The following is an 18,965-nucleotide window of genomic DNA, read 5'->3' on the forward strand; positions in this document are numbered from 1 at the left end:
GGGAAATCCTTACCCGCCACTGCCGCTATGGCTCAACCACGAAGATCTGGTTCTGGATCGAGGCTTTGAACACCGCCTGCGCCGTTGTCTCGACATTCAGCGCCTCGCGCGCCAGCCGCAGGTGCTTTTCGATCGTGGCGGTCGTAAGCCCGAGGATGGTTGCGATGTCCTGCGTGGTCTTGCCATCGCCTACCCATTCCAGCGCCTCTCTCTGACGCTGCGTCAGCTTGCGCCGCCCGATGTTGGGCAGGTTAGTTATCCGCAGGTGCGCCACGTTGTTCAGCAGTTCGATGGCACGACCACTCGCCGCCCACACGGCGTCAACCTCATCCTGAGACATACCGGCAGCCGCTGTGAGTGCGATGCCGCCACGCGACCTGACCGACGTTTCGGCAAAGCTGATCGTGTAGCCCGCGACTATGCCTCTGCTCCTGTTGAACTCGGCAACCTTGCGCTCCGCATCGCTGAGGGCGTCCAGGTTGCTGAAGATCCAGCCCCATGAGCAGCTTCCGGTGTGCTCGGTGGCCCAGCGCACCATCGGCGCGTGCTGGTACATACGCCCGTCGACGAACTTCTCGACGTATGAGCGATCGTGGTTTGAAAGGATAAGCATGTCGTCGCTGTCTCCGAACGAGTTCGTGGTCCGGAAACGTGTGAAGCCGTAGAGCAGACGGTCGAAGCCGTAGGCCTCCATTGCCTTCGTCAGCAGGCGCCACGTCTCCTCGACGGACTTGGCGCGCGTGATCCTGTCGAGGCAATCGAGGATGTCCATCAAACGCTCCGCTGGATGATCCCGACCAGCGCCCGGATGGCGAGCGGATAGCCCAAGGGTCCGAAACCGCAGATCTGACCGACGGCGGCTGCGGCGATGTAGGAGTGGCTACGGTAGCTCTCCCGCGCGTGGATGTTCGAGAGGTGAAGCTCGACCACAGGGAAATCGACAGAGCGCACCGCATCTGCCAGAGCGACCGAGGTGTGTGTAAGGCCGCCCGCGTTGATGACAGCGCCATCCTGCCGGCCCTGAGCCTCGTGTAGCTGGTCAATGAGGACGCCTTCGTGATTCGATTGCTCGAACACGAGGTCAAATTCGAGCTCGCGCGCAGCCTCTCGACACATGCTCTCGACCTCCGTCAATGTGGTCGAGCCATAGATCTCGGGCTGCCGGGTGCCCAGCAGATTGAGGTTCGGGCCATTCAGGACGAGAACCGACGACATGATGTTTACCCCACGGTATCTGAACCTTAGCTTTCGATGACAGGACTTGTCGATAGTTGCTCGCGCAATAGCATAATACCGATTAGGCGATTCCTTGGGCGGGCTCGGTATCGCCCTGTCCGACTTCGGGAAGCGGCAGGATCACCGTGAAGATGCTGCCGACGCCGAGTTCGCTCTCGATCCGTAGACGACCCCTGTGACGCGCCACGATGTGCTTGACGATCGCGAGCCCGAGGCCGGTCCCGCCCAGTTCGCGCGAACGATGGGTATCGACCCGGTAGAACCGCTCGGTGAGCCGCGGGATATGAATGGCGGCGATGCCCTCGCCCTGGTCACGCACGGCGACGCGAACGGCAGGCCCCCGCAGGCTTGGCTCGCGGGCAGACCCGGACACGGTCACGACGACTTCGCCGCCGGGACGGCCATACTTGATCGCGTTCTCGATCAAGTTCGTGAAGACCTGACAGAGCTGGTCGCCGTCGCCCCAGAGTGCCGGGAGCTCAGAGGCACCGGTCAATACGATGCGGACGTCCTGCTGTATCGCCAGAGGCCGCACAGCCTCTACGACGGACGCAAGCGTCGCCAAGAGATCAACCCGCTGCGTCGGACGCACGCGCTCCTCGCTCTCCACCCGACTGAGTGACAGGAGTTCGTGAACAAGCCGGTTCATCCGGGCGGCCTCATGCTCCATGGTCCTCAGAAAGCGCGATCGGGCCTCGGGGTCTGCCTGCGCCGGTCCCTGCAGGGTCTCGATAAAGCCGAGCAGAGCCGTCAGAGGCGTCCGCAGTTCGTGGCTGACGTTGGCGACGAAATCCCGACGGATCTGCCCGGCTTCCTGCAGGTCCGTCTTGTCGTCGAAGGTGATCAGGGTCCCTTGACCGCTCGCCAGCGAGACGGGACCAGCCGAGACCTGCCAAGTCGTGTCACGCGTTCCGTCGCGCGCCGGGTAGAGCGCCATGGCGGGCTTGCGCCGCCGGATCGTGGCTTCGACACAGTCCAACACCGCCGGATGACGCAGTGCGGTGATATAGTGCCTGCCGACGACCGCTCGGCCAAACAGCCTCCTCGCCCCTTCGTTGACGATCAGCACCTTTTCGTCTGGCCCCAGAAGCATCTGGGGCGACGGCACTGCGTCCAGGAAGGATTGCGGGCTATCGGTCATCGGCTCAGGACCACTCGGCAGGGTTGCATTTCGCACGTCACGACTTGCAGAATGACATTTCCCCTAATATGGGGATTTGCTGCGCCCCAAGCTTGGCTTATCTCATGACGGGACGCTCACCGGGAGCGGCGGCCGGGCAAACTGCTGCGGCGCTTAGAGATAAGGGGCTGGAGAAATCGCGCATCATCGGGGCGTCATATCCATACGGGATCGTTTCGCCTCGTCCCGGGCTGCCGCAACGGAGCGGCAGCTTGAAGCGCGTGCGATGGTTCTTGCCGTTGGTGAGACCTCGCCTCACAGGCATCCGGTGCGCAAGCGCAGCGGCGACTCGCGGATATCCTTCGCCGAATTTCATGAGGTCGACACAGGACTGCTTCAGGTGGTACGGCCCGAGGTCGTGATCTCGTCCCTCCTTGCGCGCCGCTTCGACTGCGTGGATCTGGCTCAGCGGCTGCACGATCTGGGCTTCAAGGGCAAGTACCGTGTCCTGACCGACGCCTTGCCGTGTCCGGAAATGGTTCTGGGCGAACTTCGCTCGCTCTTTCCCGGCCTCGACATCGAGATCGATCCCATTCCTGCTCACCTCTCGGCCTGAGATGCTGCGACTGCGGTCGCGAACTCCTCCTTCAGCAAGGCGATGTCTTCGCAGCCGACCGAGATACGGAAGAAACCTTCGGACAATCCTAGCCCCGCCCGCTCGTCAGGCGTGAGCGCGCGGTGCGACGAGCTGGCCGGATGGCTCAGAGTCGTTCCGATGTCGCCAAGCGTCGGAGCGAACGGCAGGTCCGGCACCGCCCGCACGAGCGCATTTGCTGCAAAGCGACCGCCCTCGACTTCGAAGCTGACCATGTTTGATGCATGCGTCCCCATAAGACAGCGCGCCCGCTCATAGTCCGGATGGTCGCGCCGAAGCGGATAAAGCACGCGCGTCACACCCGGCAGTTGCGCGAGATGATCGGCAAGCTCAGCTGCATTCGCCTCGGCGCGATCGTAGCGCAGTTCGAACGAATAGAGCCCACGCTCTGCGAGCCAGCAATCGAATGGACTGGGCGTAAGGCCGGCCGTGACGGCGAAGGTGCGGATCCGCGCCTGCAGCTCCGGATCCTGCGCCAGCACGTATCCGAGCGTCGCGTCCGAATGGCCGGCGAGCATCTTCGTCACGGAGTGGATGACGATGTCCGCGTCATGACCGAACGCCTGAAAGGCCCGCGGCGTGGTAAAGGTGTTGTCGACCGCGAGGAGCACCCCGCGGTCGTGCGCCAGCCGCGCGATGCCCTCGACATCGGCAACTCGCAGCGTGGGATTCGCCACGACCTCAAGGAGGATGAGGCGCGTCTCGGGCCGCAGCGCCTGCCTGACCGCCTCGACATCTGTCGGATCGGCCAGGCTCGTCGCGATACCGAGGCGCGGCAGGTCCTCCTTCATCAGGCGCAGTGAGCGGCCATAGAGCTGGCTCCCGCCGATGACATGGTCTCCGTTCTTCAGGAGCGCCATGAACATGGCAGTGACGGCGGCCATGCCGGAGCCGACGATCAGCCCCCCGCTGCCGCCTTCGAGAGCGTCGATCTTCTGCGCCAGGACGTCCGCGTTCGGGTGTCCTTCGCGCGCATAGGTATAGCCCGGAGAGCGGCTCTCGTACTGGTCGTCGAGCGCGTCCGGGCTTTCCGAGGCATAGACCACGGAGGGCATGATGGGCGTGACGACGGCGCGGCTGCTGCTCGCTGGAACGGGCGTGCGACGGATTGGCGTGCGGCTCAACTGGCGACCTCGAGGTTGGCGCGGAACTTGCGCATGCGCTCCTGATAGCTGCGCGCCGACGCCTCGAGTTTGCGCCGCCCCGCCTCGTCCAGCTCGCGCACCACTTTGCCCGGCGCACCCATGACGAGGGAGTTGTCGGGGATCCGCTTGCCTTCCGTGATCAGCGCTCCGGCACCGATCAGGCAATTCCGCCCGATGTGCGCACCGTTCAGAACTGTCGCGCACATCCCGATCAGGCTGCCGTCCTCGATCGTGCAGCCGTGGAGCATCGCCTTGTGGCCGATCGTGCAGTTCCGCCCGATGGTCAGAGGGAAGCCCAAGTCGGTGTGTAGGACGCAGTTTTCCTGAATGTTGGACCCCTCGCCCAGTTCGATGGTCTCGTTGTCGCCTCTCAACGTGGCGCCGAACCAGACAGAACTGCCGCTGCGCAGGATCACGCGTCCGATCAGATTGGCATCCGGCGCGACCCAGTAGTCATCCGAATCCGGCAGCGACGGCGTGATGCCGTCGAGCGCATATAGCGTCATGTCTCTCCCTCGAATTCCGCCTGAAGCCGCCTGACATGGGCGAGCAGGCCGGGTTGTTGCGTTCGGCGCAGCCGCTCGGCAGCGACAATTCCTCTCAGTCGCTCCTCAGTGCGCTCCAGGTCGTCGTTCACCAGGACATAATCGTATTCGGACCAGCGGCTAATCTCGTCCCAGCTCTTGAGCATCCGCGCACGGACGACCTCCGGCGTGTCCTGACCGCGTTCCGTCAGCCTGCGCCGGAGTTCTGCGATGGAGGGCGGCAGGATGAAGACCGAAAGCACGTAGTCCCGAAGCTGACCGTTCTTGATCTGCTGCGCACCCTGCCAGTCGATGTCGAAGAGAACGTCGCGACCGGCGTCGATCGCCTGCTGGACCGGCCCGCGGGGCGAACCGTAATAGTTGCCGAACACGTTCGCGTGCTCAAGCATGTCACCTTCATCGACCCAGCGGCGGAAACGCTCGTCATCGACAAAGTGATAGTCCTGCCCCTCGACCTCTCCGACCCGCGGACTGCGCGTGGTCGCTGAGACGGAAAACACAATCGAAGGGTCCCACTGCCGCAGCCGGCGCGCCAATGTAGACTTTCCAGCACCCGATGGCGAAGAAAGGATGACGAGCAGTCCGCGCCGCGTTGTCTCCGTCACCGCGCGTCCTTCCCGTTGGGTCATGATCGACGAGTGCGTCAGATCTTAACCCTTTCTTAAATTTGGAGCTGATTTCAGCGGTGATTGTGTCATCTTAACGGAGTAGTAACCGTGCCCTAATCATCAGTTAACAGACGGCGTTTGCCGCCACAACGCGGCGCCGCCGACCGAGAGGTCCGACGTGAGCGAGATACGAGACATCAATACGGTCGTGTCTATCGACAGCTTTCGGGAGCGCGCACAGCAGGGCGCGCTCAAGAGGATCGAGGCCTACTGGGAAAGCTTGCGGAACGGTCGTGTGGTCCCTGCCCGGTCCGAGATCGACCCGCGTCAGATTTCGAGTGCGCTCGGCAACGCCTTCATTCTCGAACGGATCTCCAAGGGCCTCGCCCGCTTCCGTCTCGCGGGAATGCACCTGAACGACCTGATGGGCATGGAAGTGCGCGGGATGCCCCTCACGGCGATGATCGCGCCCGAGTCGCGTGACGCCGTTGGCTCCGCGCTCGAGACAATGTTCGAAGAACCTGCCGTCGCACGCTTTGAGCTCGTTTCGCAAGGCTCTCTCGGCAAGCCGCGGATGCAGGCGCAGATGGTCCTCCTGCCGCTTCGGAGCGACCTCGGAGACGTCAGTCGAGCCCTGGGTGTGCTGGTGGCGGCCGGCAAGATCGGCCGTGCGCCGCGCCGATTCGACGTCCTGTCACACACCTGCCAGACGATGATCGGCACCGGCGATCATCGCTGCACGACCAACCTCGCATCCGACGGAGCCGAGCGCAGCGCCGGGTTCGCCGAAGAAGCGGTGCGACCCGGCCTGCTCGAGCGGCTCGAGAGGGCCGACCGGCCCCATCTACGCCTGGTGGTCTCGCAGGATTGAGATCTGGTGGATGCCGGCCAGTGGCCGGCATCCGAGCCTCTCAAACAGCGGCCTCGAGCGCGGCGCGCCGTCGCGCGGTCAGCTCCTCTGAAACCAGGAAGGCCAGCTCCAGCGCCTGGCTTGCGTTCAGTCGCGGATCGCAGGCGGTGTGATAGCGGTGCGAGAGATCCTCGTCGCTCACGGCGCGGACGCCGCCGGTGCACTCGGTGACGTCCCGCCCGGTCATCTCGAAATGGACGCCGCCGGGAATCGTGCCCTCGGCGTTGTGAACTGCAAAGAACTCCTGCACCTCGCGCAGCACGCTGTCGAAGGGCCGGGTCTTGTAACCGGAAACCGACTTGATCGTGTTGCCGTGCATCGGGTCGCAGGACCAGACGACTTGCGCCCCCTCCTGCTGGACCGCACGGACGAGGCGCGGCAGGTGGTCTCCGACCTTGCCCGCGCCGAACCTCGCGATCAGCGTCAGACGGCCGGCTTCGTTCTGCGGGTTCAGCCGGGCCATCAGGACCTTCAGATCCTCCACCGTGAGGGACGGACCGCACTTCAGCCCGATCGGGTTCTGGACGCCGCGGCAGAACTCTACATGCGCGCCGTCAGGCTGGCGCGTCCGATCGCCGATCCAGATCATGTGCCCCGACCCAGCGACCCACTTGCCGGTCGTGGAATCGACCCGCGTCAGCGCCTCCTCGTACTCAAGCAGCAGCGCCTCGTGGCTGGTGTAGAAGTCGACCGACTGCAGCGTGTGCGCCGTGTCCTGGTTCACGCCCGCCGCCTGCATGAAGTCCAGCGCGTCGCTTATCCGGTTCGCAAGCTCACGGTACTTTTCGGCTTCCTCCCGATCTGTGAAACCGAGCGTCCAGGAGTGAACCTTGTGCACGTCGGCATAGCCGCCGGTGGAGAACGCGCGCACCAAGTTCAGCGAGGCGGCGGCCTGGGTGTACGCCTGCAGCATCCGCGCCGGATCGGGCGTCCGCGACTCGGATGTGAAGTCGATGTCGTTGATGATGTCGCCGCGATAAGATGGCAGCTCCACGTCGCCGCGGATTTCGGTCGGGGCCGAGCGCGGCTTGGCGAACTGGCCCGCCATGCGGCCGACCTTCACCACCGGCACCTTTGCGGCGAAGGTCAGCACCATCGCCATCTGCAGCATGACCTTGAAGGTGTCGCGGATGCTGTCGGCAGAGAACTCGCTGAAGCTCTCGGCACAGTCCCCGCCCTGCAGCAGGAATGCCTCGCCACGGGCCGCCTGCGCCAACGCCGCCTTCAGCCGCCGTGCCTCGCCGGCGAAGACCAGCGGCGGATACTTCGCCAGCTGCGCCTCGACCGGATGCAGCGCCGCCTGATCGGTGTATTCAGGCATCTGCACCCGGGGCTTGCGCCTCCAGTCAGTCTTCTGCCACTCGCCCATGTCCAAACTCCCGTCCGTCTGTCGGGGCGCAGGTATAGGCGACGCGAACCGCATCGCAAACCATAATGTGTCGTCCGCGCTCGCGCGCAGGACGATCTGCGCCGCCAGCCACAATCCGTTCGCGCAATGACCCTGCGGCAGCCCCCTCCCGCGGTGCCACAAGCTGGTTTCCTTCGCCGCGAGGCCGACCTAGGCTCCTGCGCGGGAGAAGATCAGCTCAGGGAGCTTAGGAATGAAGAGACTGATGATCGCCACCGCGGTAGGCGCGCTCTGCGCGGGCTCGGCCGTGGCGCAGGACGACCCGGTCAAGATCGGCGTCATCCTCGGATTCACTGGGCCGCTCGAGTCACTGGCGCCGCCGATCGCCGCGGGTGCCGAGCTTGCAATCGCCGAGGTAAACGAGGCCGGATCCTTCATGAATGGGCGGAACGTCGAGGGGATCCGCGGAGACTCCACCTGCGTGGACGCCAGTGCCGCGACGGCTGTGGCCGAGCGGCTGGTGACCAGCGACGGCATCGTCGGCATTGTCGGCGCCATGTGCTCGGGCGCGACCAGCGCCGTCTTCACGAACGTCGCGCGCCCGAACGGCATCGTGCAGATCTCTCCTTCCGCCACATCGCCTGCCCTGACGACGATCGAGGACGACGGCCTCTTCTTCCGCCTCGCGCCGTCCGACACACGGCAGGGCGAGCTGATGGCGGAGATCATCCAGGGACGCGGCATCGACGAAGTCGCCGTGACCTACACCAACAACGACTACGGCAAGGGCTTGGCCGACAGCTTCGAAAGCGCCTTTACCGAAGCCGGCGGCACCATCACGCTGTCGGCCGCACACGAGGACAACAAAGCCGACTACTCCGCCGAGATCGGCGCGCTCGCTTCGGCCGGCGGCGAGGCGCTCGTCGTGGCAGGCTACGTCGACGAGGGCGGCTCCGGCATCATCCGCGCTGCGCTCGATTCCGGCGCGTTCGACATGTTTGTCCTGCCGGACGGCATGGTGGCCGGCGCGCTGGAAGAGAATTTCGGGAACAGCATCGACGGCTCGTTCGGGCAACACCCGAGCTCGCAGAACGAGGGCGCGCAGACGCTCGAGGCGATGCTGGCGGAGGACGATGTCGACGGCACCTCGCCCTACGCCAAGGAAGGCTACGACGCCGCGGCGGTGCTCCTCCTCGCGATGCAGGCGGCCGACAGCACCGATGGTCAGGCGGTGGCCGCGGCGGTGATGAATGTCGCCAACGCGCCCGGCGAGCCGATCATGCCCGGTGAACTCGCCAAGGCGCTGCAGATCCTCACCGAGGGTGGCGACATCGACTATGTCGGCGCATCCGACGTGGAGCTGGTGGAGCCAGGAGAAAGCGCCGGCAACTATCGCGAGATCGAGATCCGCGACGGCAAGATCGAGACGGTGACGTTCCACTGAAGATGGAGAAACGGCCCGGTCATTGAGGACCGGGCCGTTTCGATGACGCGCTTGGCCTGGTCTGGCCGCCCCGGTGGGGACGAACGGGCGGCCAGCGTGCTTGTGGGGATTGGGGACATGATCGTCGTTCAAGACGTTCACAAGCATTTTGGCGGCTTCCGCGCCGTCGATGGTGCAACGTTGAAAATTGCCGATGGTTCCATCACCGGTCTCATCGGACCGAATGGCGCCGGCAAGACGACCCTCTTCAACGTCATCGCGGGCAACCTGCAGCCGACCTCCGGGCGCATCCTGATGGATGGCGGGGACGTGACGGGCGAGCCGCCGCATGCCCTCTTCCACCGCGGCTTGTTGCGCACGTTCCAGATTGCGCACGAATTCGCCTCGATGTCGGTGCGCGAGAACCTGATGATGGTGCCCGCGAACCAGACGGGCGAGTCGCTCTGGAGCGCGTGGTTCTCGCGCCGCCGGATTGCGCAGGAGGAGCGGCGTCTGGTCGAGCGTGCGGACGAGGTGCTCCATTTCCTGACGATCTCTCACCTCGCCGACGAAAAGGCAGGCAATCTCTCCGGCGGGCAGAAGAAGCTGCTGGAGCTGGGCCGGACGATGATGGTCGATGCCAAGATCGTGTTCCTTGATGAGGTCGGTGCCGGGGTGAACCGCACCCTCCTCGGCACCATTGGCGACGCGATCGTCCGCCTCAACCGCGAGCGCGGCTACACCTTCTGCCTGATCGAGCACGACATGGACTTCATCGCCCGGCTTTGCGACCCGGTCATCGTCATGGCGGAGGGTCGCGTCCTGACGCAAGGGTCGGCCGACGAGATCATGGCCGACGAGCGGGTTATCGAGGCGTATCTGGGCACCGGGCTCAAGAACAAGGCCGTGCCGGCGTGAGCGCCCTGCCCGCGCAACAAACCGGACCGGGAGAGCCGTTCCTGATCGGCGAGGGCATGACCGGTGGCTATGGCGCCGCCGACATCCTGCATGACTGCACCGTCTCCGTCAGGCGCGGCGAAATTGCGGTCATCGTCGGCCCCAACGGCGCCGGCAAGTCGACCGCGATGAAGGCAGTCTTTGGAATGCTTCCGCTCCGCAAGGGGCGCGTCCGCATCGGCGGAACGGACATCACCGGCCTCGCCCCGCAGGCGCGCGTGGCGGAGGGGATGGCCTTCGTCCCACAGACGCGCAATATCTTCGGCGCGCTGACCGTCGAGGAAAACCTAGAGATGGGCGCCTTCCTGCGGCGCGACGACATTCACGCGACGCTGGAGCAGGTCTATCACCTCTTCCCGATACTGCGCGACAAGCGCCGGCAGGCCGCGGGAGAGCTGTCCGGCGGTCAGCGGCAGCAGGTGGCTGTCGGCCGGGCGCTCATGACCCAGCCGCAGGTGCTGATGCTGGATGAGCCGACCGCTGGCGTCTCTCCCATCGTGATGGACGAGCTCTTCGACCGCATCATCGAGGTTGCGCGCACCGGCATCTCGATCCTGATGGTCGAGCAGAATGCGCGGCAGGCGCTGCAAATCGCGGACCGTGGCTTCGTTCTCGTCCAGGGGAGCAATGCCTACACCGACACCGGCGCAGCGCTTCTGGCGGACCCCGAGGTGCGCCGGACCTTCCTAGGCGGCTGATTCCTTGTTCCGACCGCCCCTGATCTTGACGCGGGCGACGGGGTTCCGCATGCCCTCGACCTGCTGCAACACGCGCAGCGTCGCCCGCCGACGGGCGCGCCACCTACGGGATCGGGAGTTGAAAGTCGCTTGGAACCGTTGAACGCGCTCGTCGCGCTTGCGAACTTCGTCATCGTTCCGGCGACGGCATATGGCGCGCAGTTGGCGCTGGGCGCTCTCGGCGTGACGCTGATCTACGGCATCTTGCGCTTCTCGAACTTCGCGCACGGCGACACGATGGCCTTCGGAGCCATGGTGACGATCCTCCTGACGTGGTGGCTGCAGGCGCAGGATGTGACGTTCGGCGTCCTCCCGACGGCCCTCCTCGCCCTGCCCGCGGGCATCGCGGTCACGGCGCTGCTGGTCCTCGCGACAGACCGCGTGGTCTATCGCTTCTACCGCCGCCAGCGCGTCGCGCCGGTGATCCTGGTGATCGTGTCGATGGGCGTCATGTTCGTGATGAACGGGATCGTGCGCTTCGTCATCGGCGTAGACGATCAGGTGTTTGCTGACGGTGCCCGCTTCCTCATCAATGCGCGCGACTTCCGGGATCTGACCGGGCTCGACGAAGGACTTGCGATACGGACGACGCAGGCAATCACCCTGGTGACCGCCATCGTCGTGGTCGCAGCGCTCTTCTGGTTCCTCAATCGCACACGTACGGGCAAGTCCATGCGCGCCTACTCCGACAATGAGGATCTCGCGCTCCTGTCCGGCATCGACCCCGAGCGCGTGGTCGCCATCACCTGGATCATCGTCGCCGCGCTCGCCACCATCGCAGGCGTGCTCTATGGCCTCGACAAGACGTTCAAGCCCTTCACCTACTTCCAGCTCCTGCTGCCGATTTTCGCCGCGGCCATCGTCGGCGGCCTCGGCTCGCCCGTGGGCGCGATCGCGGGCGGCTTCGTCATCGCCTTCTCCGAGGTAACGGTGACCTATGCCTTCAAGAAGGTGCTGGGCTATCTGCTGCCCGACGCGCTTGAGCCGGCGGGGCTGATGCAGCTCCTTTCCACCGACTATAAGTTCGCCGTCTCTTTCGCTATCCTCGTCATCGTGCTGCTGTTCCGGCCTACCGGGCTCTTCCGGGGGCAGACGTCGTGACATTCCCGCTTCGCAACCTGCTGCTCTTCGTCGCGATGCTGGTCCTGATCCTGATGGCCGGCTTCCTGCAGAGCTGGAACGTCGCGCTCTCGATCTTCAACATGGGCGTCATCTCGGCAGTGATGGCGCTGGGCGTGAACATGCAATGGGGCTACGCGGGCCTGTTCAACATCGGGGTGATGGGCTTCGTGGCGCTTGGCGGCCTGGGGGCGGTCGTCGTGGCGATGCCTCCCGTGACTCAGGCCTGGGCCGCCGGTGGTGCGAGGGTTCTTCTGGCACTGGCAGTCGGCGCGGCTGCCATTGCGGCCGCGATCCAGCTCTGGCGGCGCCTCCCGCGAGGTGCGGTCCGCGTCGTGGCGCTCGTGTCGGTGCTGTCCGCGGGCTTCTTCCATTTCCGTTGGATCTTCGACCCCGCCGTGGCGGCCATCGAGGCGATCAATCCGGCGGCATCGGGGTACCTCGGCGGCCTCGGCCTGCCCGTCCTCCTGGCCTGGCCGATCGGCGCTCTGCTGGCCGCGGGCGCGGCATGGATCGTCGGCAAGACGGCGCTCGGACTGCGGGCGGACTATCTCGCGATCGCGACGCTCGGCATCGCAGAGATCATCATCGCGGTCCTCAAGAACGAGGACTGGCTCAGCCGCGGGGTCAAGAACGTGATCGGGGTCCCGCGGCCGGTCCCGTACGAGATCGACCTGCAGAACGATCCCGACTTCGTGGCGCGGGCGGCGGGCTTGGGCATCGACGCCGCGACAGCTTCCTCGATCGCCGTCAAGCTCGCCTACGCGGGGCTGTTTATCTCAGTTGTTCTCGTGCTCCTCTGGCTGGCGCAGACCGCCCTCCGCTCTCCCTGGGGCCGGATGATGCGCGCGATCCGCGACAACGAGGTGGCGGCCGAGGCCATGGGCAAGGACGTGAAGGCGCGGCACCTGCAGGTCTTCATCCTCGGCTCCGCCGTCTGCGGCCTCGCCGGCGCGATGATGACAACGCTCGACGGACAGCTCACGCCCGGCACCTATCAGCCGCTGCGCTTCACGTTCCTTGTCTGGGTGATGGTCATCGTCGGCGGTTCCGGAAACAACTTCGGTGCGGTCCTCGGCGGGTTCCTGATCTGGTTCCTCTGGGTCGAGGTCGAGCCGCTGGGCCAGTGGCTGATTGTCACCATCACCTCCGGGCTACCGGCGGATTCAGTGGTCCGGCTGCATCTGCTGGATGGCGCCGCGCACATGCGGCTGCTCACGATGGGGCTCGTCCTGCTGCTCGTCCTCAGGTTCAGTCCGCGCGGCCTGCTCCCTGAGCGGTGAAGTGACAACGGTCATCGGCATCCTGGCCGCAGGGTCCTCGTCGCGAATGCGCGGGCGCGACAAGCTTCTGCAGCCGGTGGACGGGATGCCGCTCATAGTGCGTCAGGCGCGGATCGCCCTCGCGACCGGACTGCCCGTCACCGTGGCACTGCCGGCATACGAGAAATCCCGTGAGGCGGCCTTGCTGGGCGAAGCCGTGGCATCGGTCCCTGTCGCGGAGGAGGAGCCGGCAATGTCCGCCTCGATCCGCGCGATCGTCCGATCGCTTCCGGAAGAGGCGAGCCACCTCCTGCTCCTCCTGGGTGACATGCCCGAGGTCCGTACCGACGACCTGCTCCGTCTGCTGCGCCAGTCGCTCGACAAGCCGAATGCCGTGGTCCGGGCGGCGACGAGCGAGGGCGTGCCAGGTCATCCGGTGATCTTCCCGCGGCGCCTTTTCCAAGCGCTCGGGGCGCTTGAGGGCGATCAGGGGGCGAAGGACATCCTGAAGCGCGAGGAACAGGTCCTGGTGGCGCTGGAGGATGGTCGCGCCATCGTCGACCTCGACACACCGGAAGACTGGCTTCGCTGGCGCGCCCGCCGCTGAAGCGTCACCTTCCGATGGTGCCCGAGGTCGGACTCGAACCGACACGCCTTGCGGCGGGGGATTTTGAATCCCCTGCGTCTACCATTCCGCCACTCGGGCCGCTGGCCTTCTGTAGCGCCACGAGCGGGGCGCTCCAAGCCCCGTCAGATGGGTTCGGCTTCGAAGGTGTCGCAGGCGCGGATTTCGCCGGTCTCGAACCCGGTGCGGAACCAGTCCTGGCGCTGTTCCCCTGTGCCGTGGGTAAAAGTCTCGGGCCTGACGGTACCAGTCCGCTGCTGCAGGATATCGTCGCCGATCTGCGCGGCGGCATTCATGGCTTCCGCCACGTCGCCCTCTTCGAGGATCGCGAAACGTTCCTGCGCGTGGTGCGCCCAGAGGCCGGCGAGGCAGTCGGCCTGCAATTCTAGTCGCACGCTGATGGCGTTCGATTCGGACTCGCTGACCTGGCGGCGGATCGCGTGCGCCTCCCCCAAGATGCCGATCTCGCGCTGGACGTGATGGGCGACCTCGTGCGCCACGACATAGGCGGCCGCGAAATCCCCGCCCGCACCAAACCGTCGCTCGAGTGCGGTAAAGAATGCGGTGTCGAGATAGGCCCTGCCGTCGAGCGGACAGTAGAACGGACCCGTTGCGGCGCTCGCCTGCCCGCAACCGCTGTTGGTCATCCCGGAGAAGAGCACTAGCGTCGGCGGATGGTAGCTTTCGCGGACCTGATCCCGAAAGACTGCCGCCCACACGTCCTCGGTGTCGGCCAGCACGACGCTCACGAATGCACCTGCCTCCTCCTCGGCCGCAGTCGAGGGGCGCGTGGGGGCGCGAACCTCGGCTTCGCCAAGGAGTGGCGTCAGGTCAACGCCCAGGAGCCAGCCGACGAGCACGATAGCCAGGACCCCAAGCCCGCCCGCTCCGCCACGGACGACGCCTCGCGACCCGCGTCTGTCACTAACATTGACGCTGCCGCGCCGCCCTCTCCACCTCATCCTTTCCGCCTCCGACTCCACCTCTCGCCGGCAACGCTTGACGGGGATGCGGGGTCCACCCAAAAGGCGGGATGCGAAACCGGGGGCGGCATGATCAGGCGCGCGTATGACTGGACGCTGAGGCTGGCCGATACGCCCCATGCACTGTGGGCGCTGGCGGTTGTCGCCTTCATCGAGTCGTCGGTTTTCCCGATACCGCCGGATGTGCTGATGATCCCGATGATCCTCGCCCGGCCGTCGCGTGCCTGGATCATCGCGGGAGTCGCACTCGTGGCGTCGGTCCTCGGCGGCCTTGCAGGCTACTGGATCGGCGCGCTTCTCTTCGACAGTGTCGGCCGCCCCGTGCTGGAGTTCTACGGCAAGGACGCCTACTTTGCCGAGTTCGGTGCGCGCTACAACGAGTGGGGCGCCTGGGCGGTGCTGATCGCCGGCGTGACGCCTTTCCCCTACAAGGTCATCACCATCCTCTCCGGCGCCACCGCGCTGAACCTGCCGGTCTTTATCCTGGCCAGCATCGTCGCGCGCGGGCTGCGCTTCTTCTTGGTAGCCGCCCTGCTCTACCGCTTCGGGCCGCCTGTGCGGGTCTTCGTCGAGCGCCGGCTCGGGATCCTCTTCACCATGTTCGTGGGCATCCTCTTGGCCGGCTTCTATGCCGTGAGGTTCATGTGACGCGCCGCCACCTGATGGTCCTGGCCGGCCTCGGATCGCTGGGGCTGCTGGTCGGTGCCTGGGTGTTTCAGTCGCTGGGCTACTACCCATGCAAGCTCTGCCTGTGGCAGCGCTGGCCTCACAGCGCCGCGGCGCTGATGGGGGCGGTCGCCATCGTGGCTCCCGTGGCGCCCGTGGCCATCGCGGGAGCGTTTGCCGCGGCGACCACCGGCGCGATCGGCGTCTACCACGCCGGTGTGGAACGCGACTGGTGGGAGGGGCCGGCGACCTGCACCGCAGGTGACATCAGCGGCCTCTCGACGGAGCAGCTGATGGACCAGATCCTCAACGCGCCCATCGTCCGCTGCGACGACATCGCGTGGCAACTGGCGGGAATCTCGATGGCCGGGTGGAACGCGATCCTCTCCTTCGGACTCGCCGCTCTCTGGCTCTACGCGCTGCGGTTCAATTCAGCCGGAACTCGCCCGTGACGTGACGCCACTCGCCGGGACTGATCTCCTTCCTGTGGGTGAAGCGCACCGAGTGCAGCGGTCCCTCTATGCTCTCTTGCCAGAACTCGATGAACTTGAAGAGGCGCGGGTGGTCCGGCGCCACGTCGTAGTCCTGCCACACAAAGGAATTGAGCACGTTGCGGTAGTCCGGCATGCGGTAGAAGAACTCCGCCGTCGTCAGGCCGTACCCCCGAAGCATCAGCTCCGTTTCTCTCTTCATCTCAGCAACTCTCCAAGACCTGCCCCTTCAGTGAGCCACCACGAGCGTCACTAATCAACGATGATGATCGGTTGGCGCGGCGCCCGCCGCACGAGTTGCGCAATCGCCAGGCGGCATTGCACCTCCGCGCGCCGTTCTGCTAGTGTCCGGCAGCTACAGGAAGGCGCCACCGCGCGTCATGAGAGGCTGCGTGAGCGACATCCCAGAACCCCCTGACGATGCCGAGGAAAATGGCACGGCTAAGCTCGTCGGACCAACGATCTCGATATCCGACGAGATGACGTCGTCGTTCCTCGACTATGCGATGAGCGTCATCATCAGCCGAGCGATCCCCGACCTGCGCGACGGTCTCAAGCCTGTGCACCGGCGCATCCTCTTCGCGATGCATGAAACCGGGAACACGCACGACAAGGCATACCGCAAGTCGGCCCGCCCCGTCGGCGACGTCATGGGCAAGTACCACCCGCACGGCGACAGCGCGATCTACGACGCTCTGGTACGGATGGCGCAGGACTTCTCGATGTCGCTACCGCTCCTCGACGGCCAGGGAAACTTCGGCTCGATGGACGGTGATAACCCGGCGGCCATGCGCTACACCGAGGTTCGCATGGACCGTCCGGCGCAGGCGCTTCTTGCGGACATCGAGAAGGAGACGGTCGACTTCCAGGACAACTACGACGGCAAGGATCGCGAGCCCGTGGTCCTGCCGGCGCGCTTCCCGAACATGCTGGTGAACGGCGCCGGGGGCATCGCCGTGGGCATGGCGACCAACATCCCGCCGCACAATCTGGGCGAGGTGGTGGACGCAACGTTGGCGCTCATCGAAGATCCGGACCTCGACTCCTCGCAGCTCATGGAAATGGTGCCGGGCCCGGACTTCCCGACGGGCGGCCTGATCCTCGGCCGCTCGGGCGCCCGCCGCGCCTATCTGGAGGGCCGCGGCAGCGTCATCATTCGTGCCCGGACCCATGTGGAGGAAGTCCGGAAGGACAGACATGCCATCGTTGTGGACGAAGTCCCCTACCAGGTGAACAAGGCAGCTCTTGTCGAGAAGATAGCCGACCTCGTCCGCGAGAAACGTCTCGAAGGCATCTCCGGTATCCAGGACGAAAGCGACCGGGTCGGCATTCGTGTCGTCATCGAGCTCCGCCGCGATGCCACGCCGGATGTGGTGCTCAACCAACTCTTCCGCTTTACGCAGCTGCAGACGTCGTTCGGCTGCAACATGCTGGCCCTGAACGGCGGTCGGCCTGAGCAGCTGACGCTCCGCGACTTTCTGAGCCATTTCATCGCGTTTCGAGAAGAAGTTGTCGCCCGCCGCACGGCCTATGAACTTCGCAGGGCGCGGGAGCGCAGCCATATCCTTTGCGGCCTCGCCGTCGCGGTCTCAAACGTCGACGAGGTCGTGGCGACGATCCGGGCCTCGGCCGACGCGGCGGAGGCACGTGCACGGCTGATGGAGCGGCGCTGGCCCGCCTCGGACATCGCCGACTACATCCGCCTGATCGACGACCCGACGCACACGATCAACGAGGACGGGACCTACAACCTGTCCGAGATCCAGGCGCGCGCGATCCTGGACCTGCGGTTGCAGCGTCTCACCCAGCTCGGGGTCAAGGAGGTGACGGACGAGCTCCAGGATCTGGCCGCTAAGATAAAGGATTATCTCGACATCCTCAGATCCCGCAGCAGGATCATGTCGATCATCTCGGACGAGCTTCGGCAGGTCCGCAGCGACTTCGCCATCCCGCGGCGGACGGAGATCGTCGAATGGTCCGGCGACATGGAGGACGAGGACCTCATCGAGCGCGAGGACATGGTGGTGACGGTCACGCAGACCGGCTACATCAAGCGCACCCCCCTGACCGAATTTCGCAGCCAGCGCCGCGGCGGCAAGGGTCTGTCGGGCATGTCGACCAAGGATGACGACGTCGTCACCACGCTCTTCGTCGCGAACACGCACACGCAACTGCTGTTCTTCACGACCGACGGCATGGTCTTCAAGCTCAAGACGTGGCGCCTTCCGCTCGGCGGACGCAATGCCCGCGGGCGCGCGATCTCGAACGTGATAGACGCGATCGGCGGCGCCTCGATCGCCGCCATCATGCCGGTTGATCGGGACGAGGAGGATTGGGATGAGCTCCAGATCATCTTTGCGACCTCCGCTGGAGATGTGCGCCGCAACGCCCTGAGCGACTTCACGAATGTCATGCGGAACGGCAAGATCGCGATGAGGCTGCCGGAGGGGGTGACGCTGGTAAATGCCCGCATCGCCAGTGAGGACGATGACGTGATGCTGGTCACAGCCATGGGGCGCGCCATCCGCTTCCGCACGACCGACGTGCGCATCTTCCGCGGCCGTGCATCGACCGGCGTCCGGGGCATCCGCCTCGCGCCGGGTGACAGCGTCGTCTCGATGGCGGTCATCCGGCACTTCGAGGCCACGCCAGGCGAGCGGGTGGCCTATCTCAAGATGCGCCGGGCCGTCGAGGGCCTGACCGACGAGGCTGAAGGCGAGGCCGACGAAGACGAAGGCATCGACACGACGATGGACTTCAGCCAGTCGCGGTACGCGGAGATGTCCGCCGCCGAAGACCTCATCCTGACGATTACCGAGAGAGGCGCCGGCAAGCTGTCGTCCTCACACGATTATCCAGTCAGGGGCCGCGGCGGCCAGGGCGTGATGGCCATGGACCGTGCGCTGCGCGGCGGCCGTCTCGTCGCCGCCTTTCCGGTGGAGATGAGCGACCAGATCATGTTGGCGACCTCGCGGGGCCAGTCGATACGCGTCCCGGTCGAAGGCATTTCCTTTCGGTCGCGGACGGCGGGCGGGGTCAAGGTCTTTTCGACCGGGCCTGACGAGCGCGTGGTCTCGGTGGCGTGGATCGCCGATGCCGAGGATGCCGGGAAGCTGGTAGAATGACACTGGGCCC

Annotated in this window: 20 protein-coding genes and 1 tRNA gene; 11 read left to right on the forward strand and 10 right to left on the reverse strand. The window is 65.5% G+C overall.

Annotation, left to right across the window (positions count from 1 at the left end; translation table 11 throughout):
* Nucleotides 1–25 precede the first annotated feature (25 nt).
* The 3 genes from JM664_RS14050 to JM664_RS14060 form a co-directional block, all read right to left on the reverse strand.
* Nucleotides 26–772 carry a LuxR family transcriptional regulator gene (locus tag JM664_RS14050; protein ID WP_227420553.1) on the reverse strand — a complete coding sequence of 249 codons (747 nt, stop codon included), beginning with the start codon at nucleotides 770–772 and terminating at the stop codon, nucleotides 26–28.
* Nucleotides 772–1,215 carry a type II 3-dehydroquinate dehydratase gene (gene aroQ / locus JM664_RS14055; RefSeq protein WP_227420554.1) on the reverse strand — a complete coding sequence of 148 codons (444 nt, stop codon included), beginning with the start codon at nucleotides 1,213–1,215 and terminating at the stop codon, nucleotides 772–774. The genes JM664_RS14050 and aroQ overlap by 1 nt, the downstream gene beginning before the upstream one ends.
* An 82-nt stretch (nucleotides 1,216–1,297) precedes the next feature.
* Nucleotides 1,298–2,377, reverse strand: a complete 1,080-nt coding sequence (locus JM664_RS14060; RefSeq protein ID WP_227420555.1) for a sensor histidine kinase — start codon at nucleotides 2,375–2,377, stop codon at nucleotides 1,298–1,300.
* Nucleotides 2,378–2,684: 307 nt separating this feature from the next.
* Here JM664_RS14060 and JM664_RS14065 point away from each other — a divergent pair, with 307 nt between their 5' ends.
* A complete protein-coding gene (locus JM664_RS14065) occupies nucleotides 2,685–2,972 on the forward strand; it encodes a hypothetical protein (RefSeq protein WP_227420556.1) in 288 nt (95 codons plus the stop codon).
* Here JM664_RS14065 and JM664_RS14070 read toward each other — a convergent pair.
* Genes JM664_RS14070 through gmk form a run of 3 tightly spaced genes read right to left on the reverse strand, consistent with a single transcriptional unit; the run spans nucleotide 2,957 to nucleotide 5,330 of the window.
* Nucleotides 2,957–4,135: a trans-sulfuration enzyme family protein gene (locus JM664_RS14070; RefSeq protein WP_227420557.1), complete on the reverse strand. Its 1,179-nt coding sequence runs from the start codon at nucleotides 4,133–4,135 to the stop codon at nucleotides 2,957–2,959. The genes JM664_RS14065 and JM664_RS14070 overlap by 16 nt on opposite strands.
* A complete protein-coding gene (locus tag JM664_RS14075; RefSeq protein ID WP_227420558.1) occupies nucleotides 4,132–4,662 on the reverse strand; it encodes a gamma carbonic anhydrase family protein in 531 nt (176 codons plus the stop codon). The genes JM664_RS14070 and JM664_RS14075 overlap by 4 nt, the downstream gene beginning before the upstream one ends.
* On the reverse strand, nucleotides 4,659–5,330 hold the full coding sequence (gene gmk / locus JM664_RS14080) for a guanylate kinase (RefSeq protein ID WP_227420559.1): 672 nt from the start codon (nucleotides 5,328–5,330) through the stop codon (nucleotides 4,659–4,661). The genes JM664_RS14075 and gmk overlap by 4 nt, the downstream gene beginning before the upstream one ends.
* 157 nt (nucleotides 5,331–5,487) lie before the next feature.
* On the opposite strand from gmk, the gene JM664_RS14085 reads away from it, so the two are divergent.
* Nucleotides 5,488–6,180, forward strand: coding sequence for a PAS domain-containing protein (locus JM664_RS14085; protein ID WP_227420560.1), 693 nt, complete (start codon nucleotides 5,488–5,490; stop codon nucleotides 6,178–6,180).
* Between the two features lie 40 nt (nucleotides 6,181–6,220).
* Here JM664_RS14085 and JM664_RS14090 read toward each other — a convergent pair whose 3' ends face one another.
* Complete coding sequence (locus JM664_RS14090; protein ID WP_227420561.1) at nucleotides 6,221–7,588, reverse strand: class II 3-deoxy-7-phosphoheptulonate synthase; 1,368 nt, start codon at nucleotides 7,586–7,588, stop codon at nucleotides 6,221–6,223.
* A 232-nt stretch (nucleotides 7,589–7,820) separates the two neighbouring features.
* Between JM664_RS14090 and JM664_RS14095 the strand changes: the two genes are divergently transcribed.
* From JM664_RS14095 to JM664_RS14120, 6 genes are all read left to right on the forward strand, one after another.
* Entirely contained in the window at nucleotides 7,821–9,011 is a 1,191-nt protein-coding gene (locus tag JM664_RS14095) for an ABC transporter substrate-binding protein (protein WP_227420562.1), read from the forward strand.
* Nucleotides 9,012–9,128: 117 nt separating this feature from the next.
* Nucleotides 9,129–9,908 carry an ABC transporter ATP-binding protein gene (locus JM664_RS14100; RefSeq protein ID WP_227420563.1) on the forward strand — a complete coding sequence of 260 codons (780 nt, stop codon included), beginning with the start codon at nucleotides 9,129–9,131 and terminating at the stop codon, nucleotides 9,906–9,908.
* 56 nt (nucleotides 9,909–9,964) lie between these two features.
* Entirely contained in the window at nucleotides 9,965–10,645 is a 681-nt protein-coding gene (locus tag JM664_RS14105) for an ABC transporter ATP-binding protein (protein ID WP_227420738.1), read from the forward strand.
* 129 nt (nucleotides 10,646–10,774) lie between these two features.
* On the forward strand, nucleotides 10,775–11,785 hold the full coding sequence (locus JM664_RS14110; RefSeq protein WP_227420564.1) for a branched-chain amino acid ABC transporter permease: 1,011 nt from the start codon (nucleotides 10,775–10,777) through the stop codon (nucleotides 11,783–11,785).
* Nucleotides 11,782–13,086 (forward strand): branched-chain amino acid ABC transporter permease, encoded by a 1,305-nt coding sequence (locus JM664_RS14115; RefSeq protein ID WP_227420565.1) that lies wholly within the window; start codon nucleotides 11,782–11,784, stop codon nucleotides 13,084–13,086. Before JM664_RS14110 ends, JM664_RS14115 begins: the two co-directional genes overlap by 4 nt.
* A 1-nt stretch (nucleotide 13,087) precedes the next feature.
* A complete protein-coding gene (locus tag JM664_RS14120; RefSeq protein WP_227420566.1) occupies nucleotides 13,088–13,672 on the forward strand; it encodes a nucleotidyltransferase family protein in 585 nt (194 codons plus the stop codon).
* Nucleotides 13,673–13,687: 15 nt separating this feature from the next.
* Here JM664_RS14120 and JM664_RS14125 read toward each other — a convergent pair.
* Both JM664_RS14125 and ypfJ read right to left on the reverse strand, forming a co-directional pair.
* Nucleotides 13,688–13,771, reverse strand: a tRNA-Leu gene (locus JM664_RS14125).
* Nucleotides 13,772–13,815: 44 nt separating this feature from the next.
* On the reverse strand, nucleotides 13,816–14,652 hold the full coding sequence (ypfJ, locus tag JM664_RS14130; RefSeq protein ID WP_227420567.1) for a KPN_02809 family neutral zinc metallopeptidase: 837 nt from the start codon (nucleotides 14,650–14,652) through the stop codon (nucleotides 13,816–13,818).
* A gap of 90 nt (nucleotides 14,653–14,742) precedes the next feature.
* On the opposite strand from ypfJ, the gene JM664_RS14135 reads away from it, so the two are divergent.
* Together JM664_RS14135 and JM664_RS14140 are read left to right on the forward strand one after the other, a co-directional pair.
* Entirely contained in the window at nucleotides 14,743–15,321 is a 579-nt protein-coding gene (locus JM664_RS14135) for a YqaA family protein (RefSeq protein WP_227420568.1), read from the forward strand.
* Nucleotides 15,318–15,791 (forward strand): disulfide bond formation protein B, encoded by a 474-nt coding sequence (locus tag JM664_RS14140; RefSeq protein ID WP_227420569.1) that lies wholly within the window; start codon nucleotides 15,318–15,320, stop codon nucleotides 15,789–15,791. Before JM664_RS14135 ends, JM664_RS14140 begins: the two co-directional genes overlap by 4 nt.
* Here JM664_RS14140 and JM664_RS14145 read toward each other — a convergent pair.
* Nucleotides 15,766–16,032, reverse strand: coding sequence for an usg protein (locus JM664_RS14145; protein WP_227420570.1), 267 nt, complete (start codon nucleotides 16,030–16,032; stop codon nucleotides 15,766–15,768). The two genes, JM664_RS14140 and JM664_RS14145, sit on opposite strands and share 26 nt — an antisense overlap.
* Before the next feature lie 190 nt (nucleotides 16,033–16,222).
* Here JM664_RS14145 and gyrA point away from each other — a divergent pair, with 190 nt between their 5' ends.
* Entirely contained in the window at nucleotides 16,223–18,955 is a 2,733-nt protein-coding gene (gene gyrA / locus JM664_RS14150; protein WP_227420571.1) for a DNA gyrase subunit A, read from the forward strand.
* Nucleotides 18,956–18,965 lie beyond the last annotated feature (10 nt).

The sequence above is a fragment of the Roseitranquillus sediminis genome (assembly GCF_016918935.1).
Lineage (GTDB): Bacteria > Pseudomonadota > Alphaproteobacteria > Rhodobacterales > Rhodobacteraceae > Roseitranquillus > Roseitranquillus sediminis.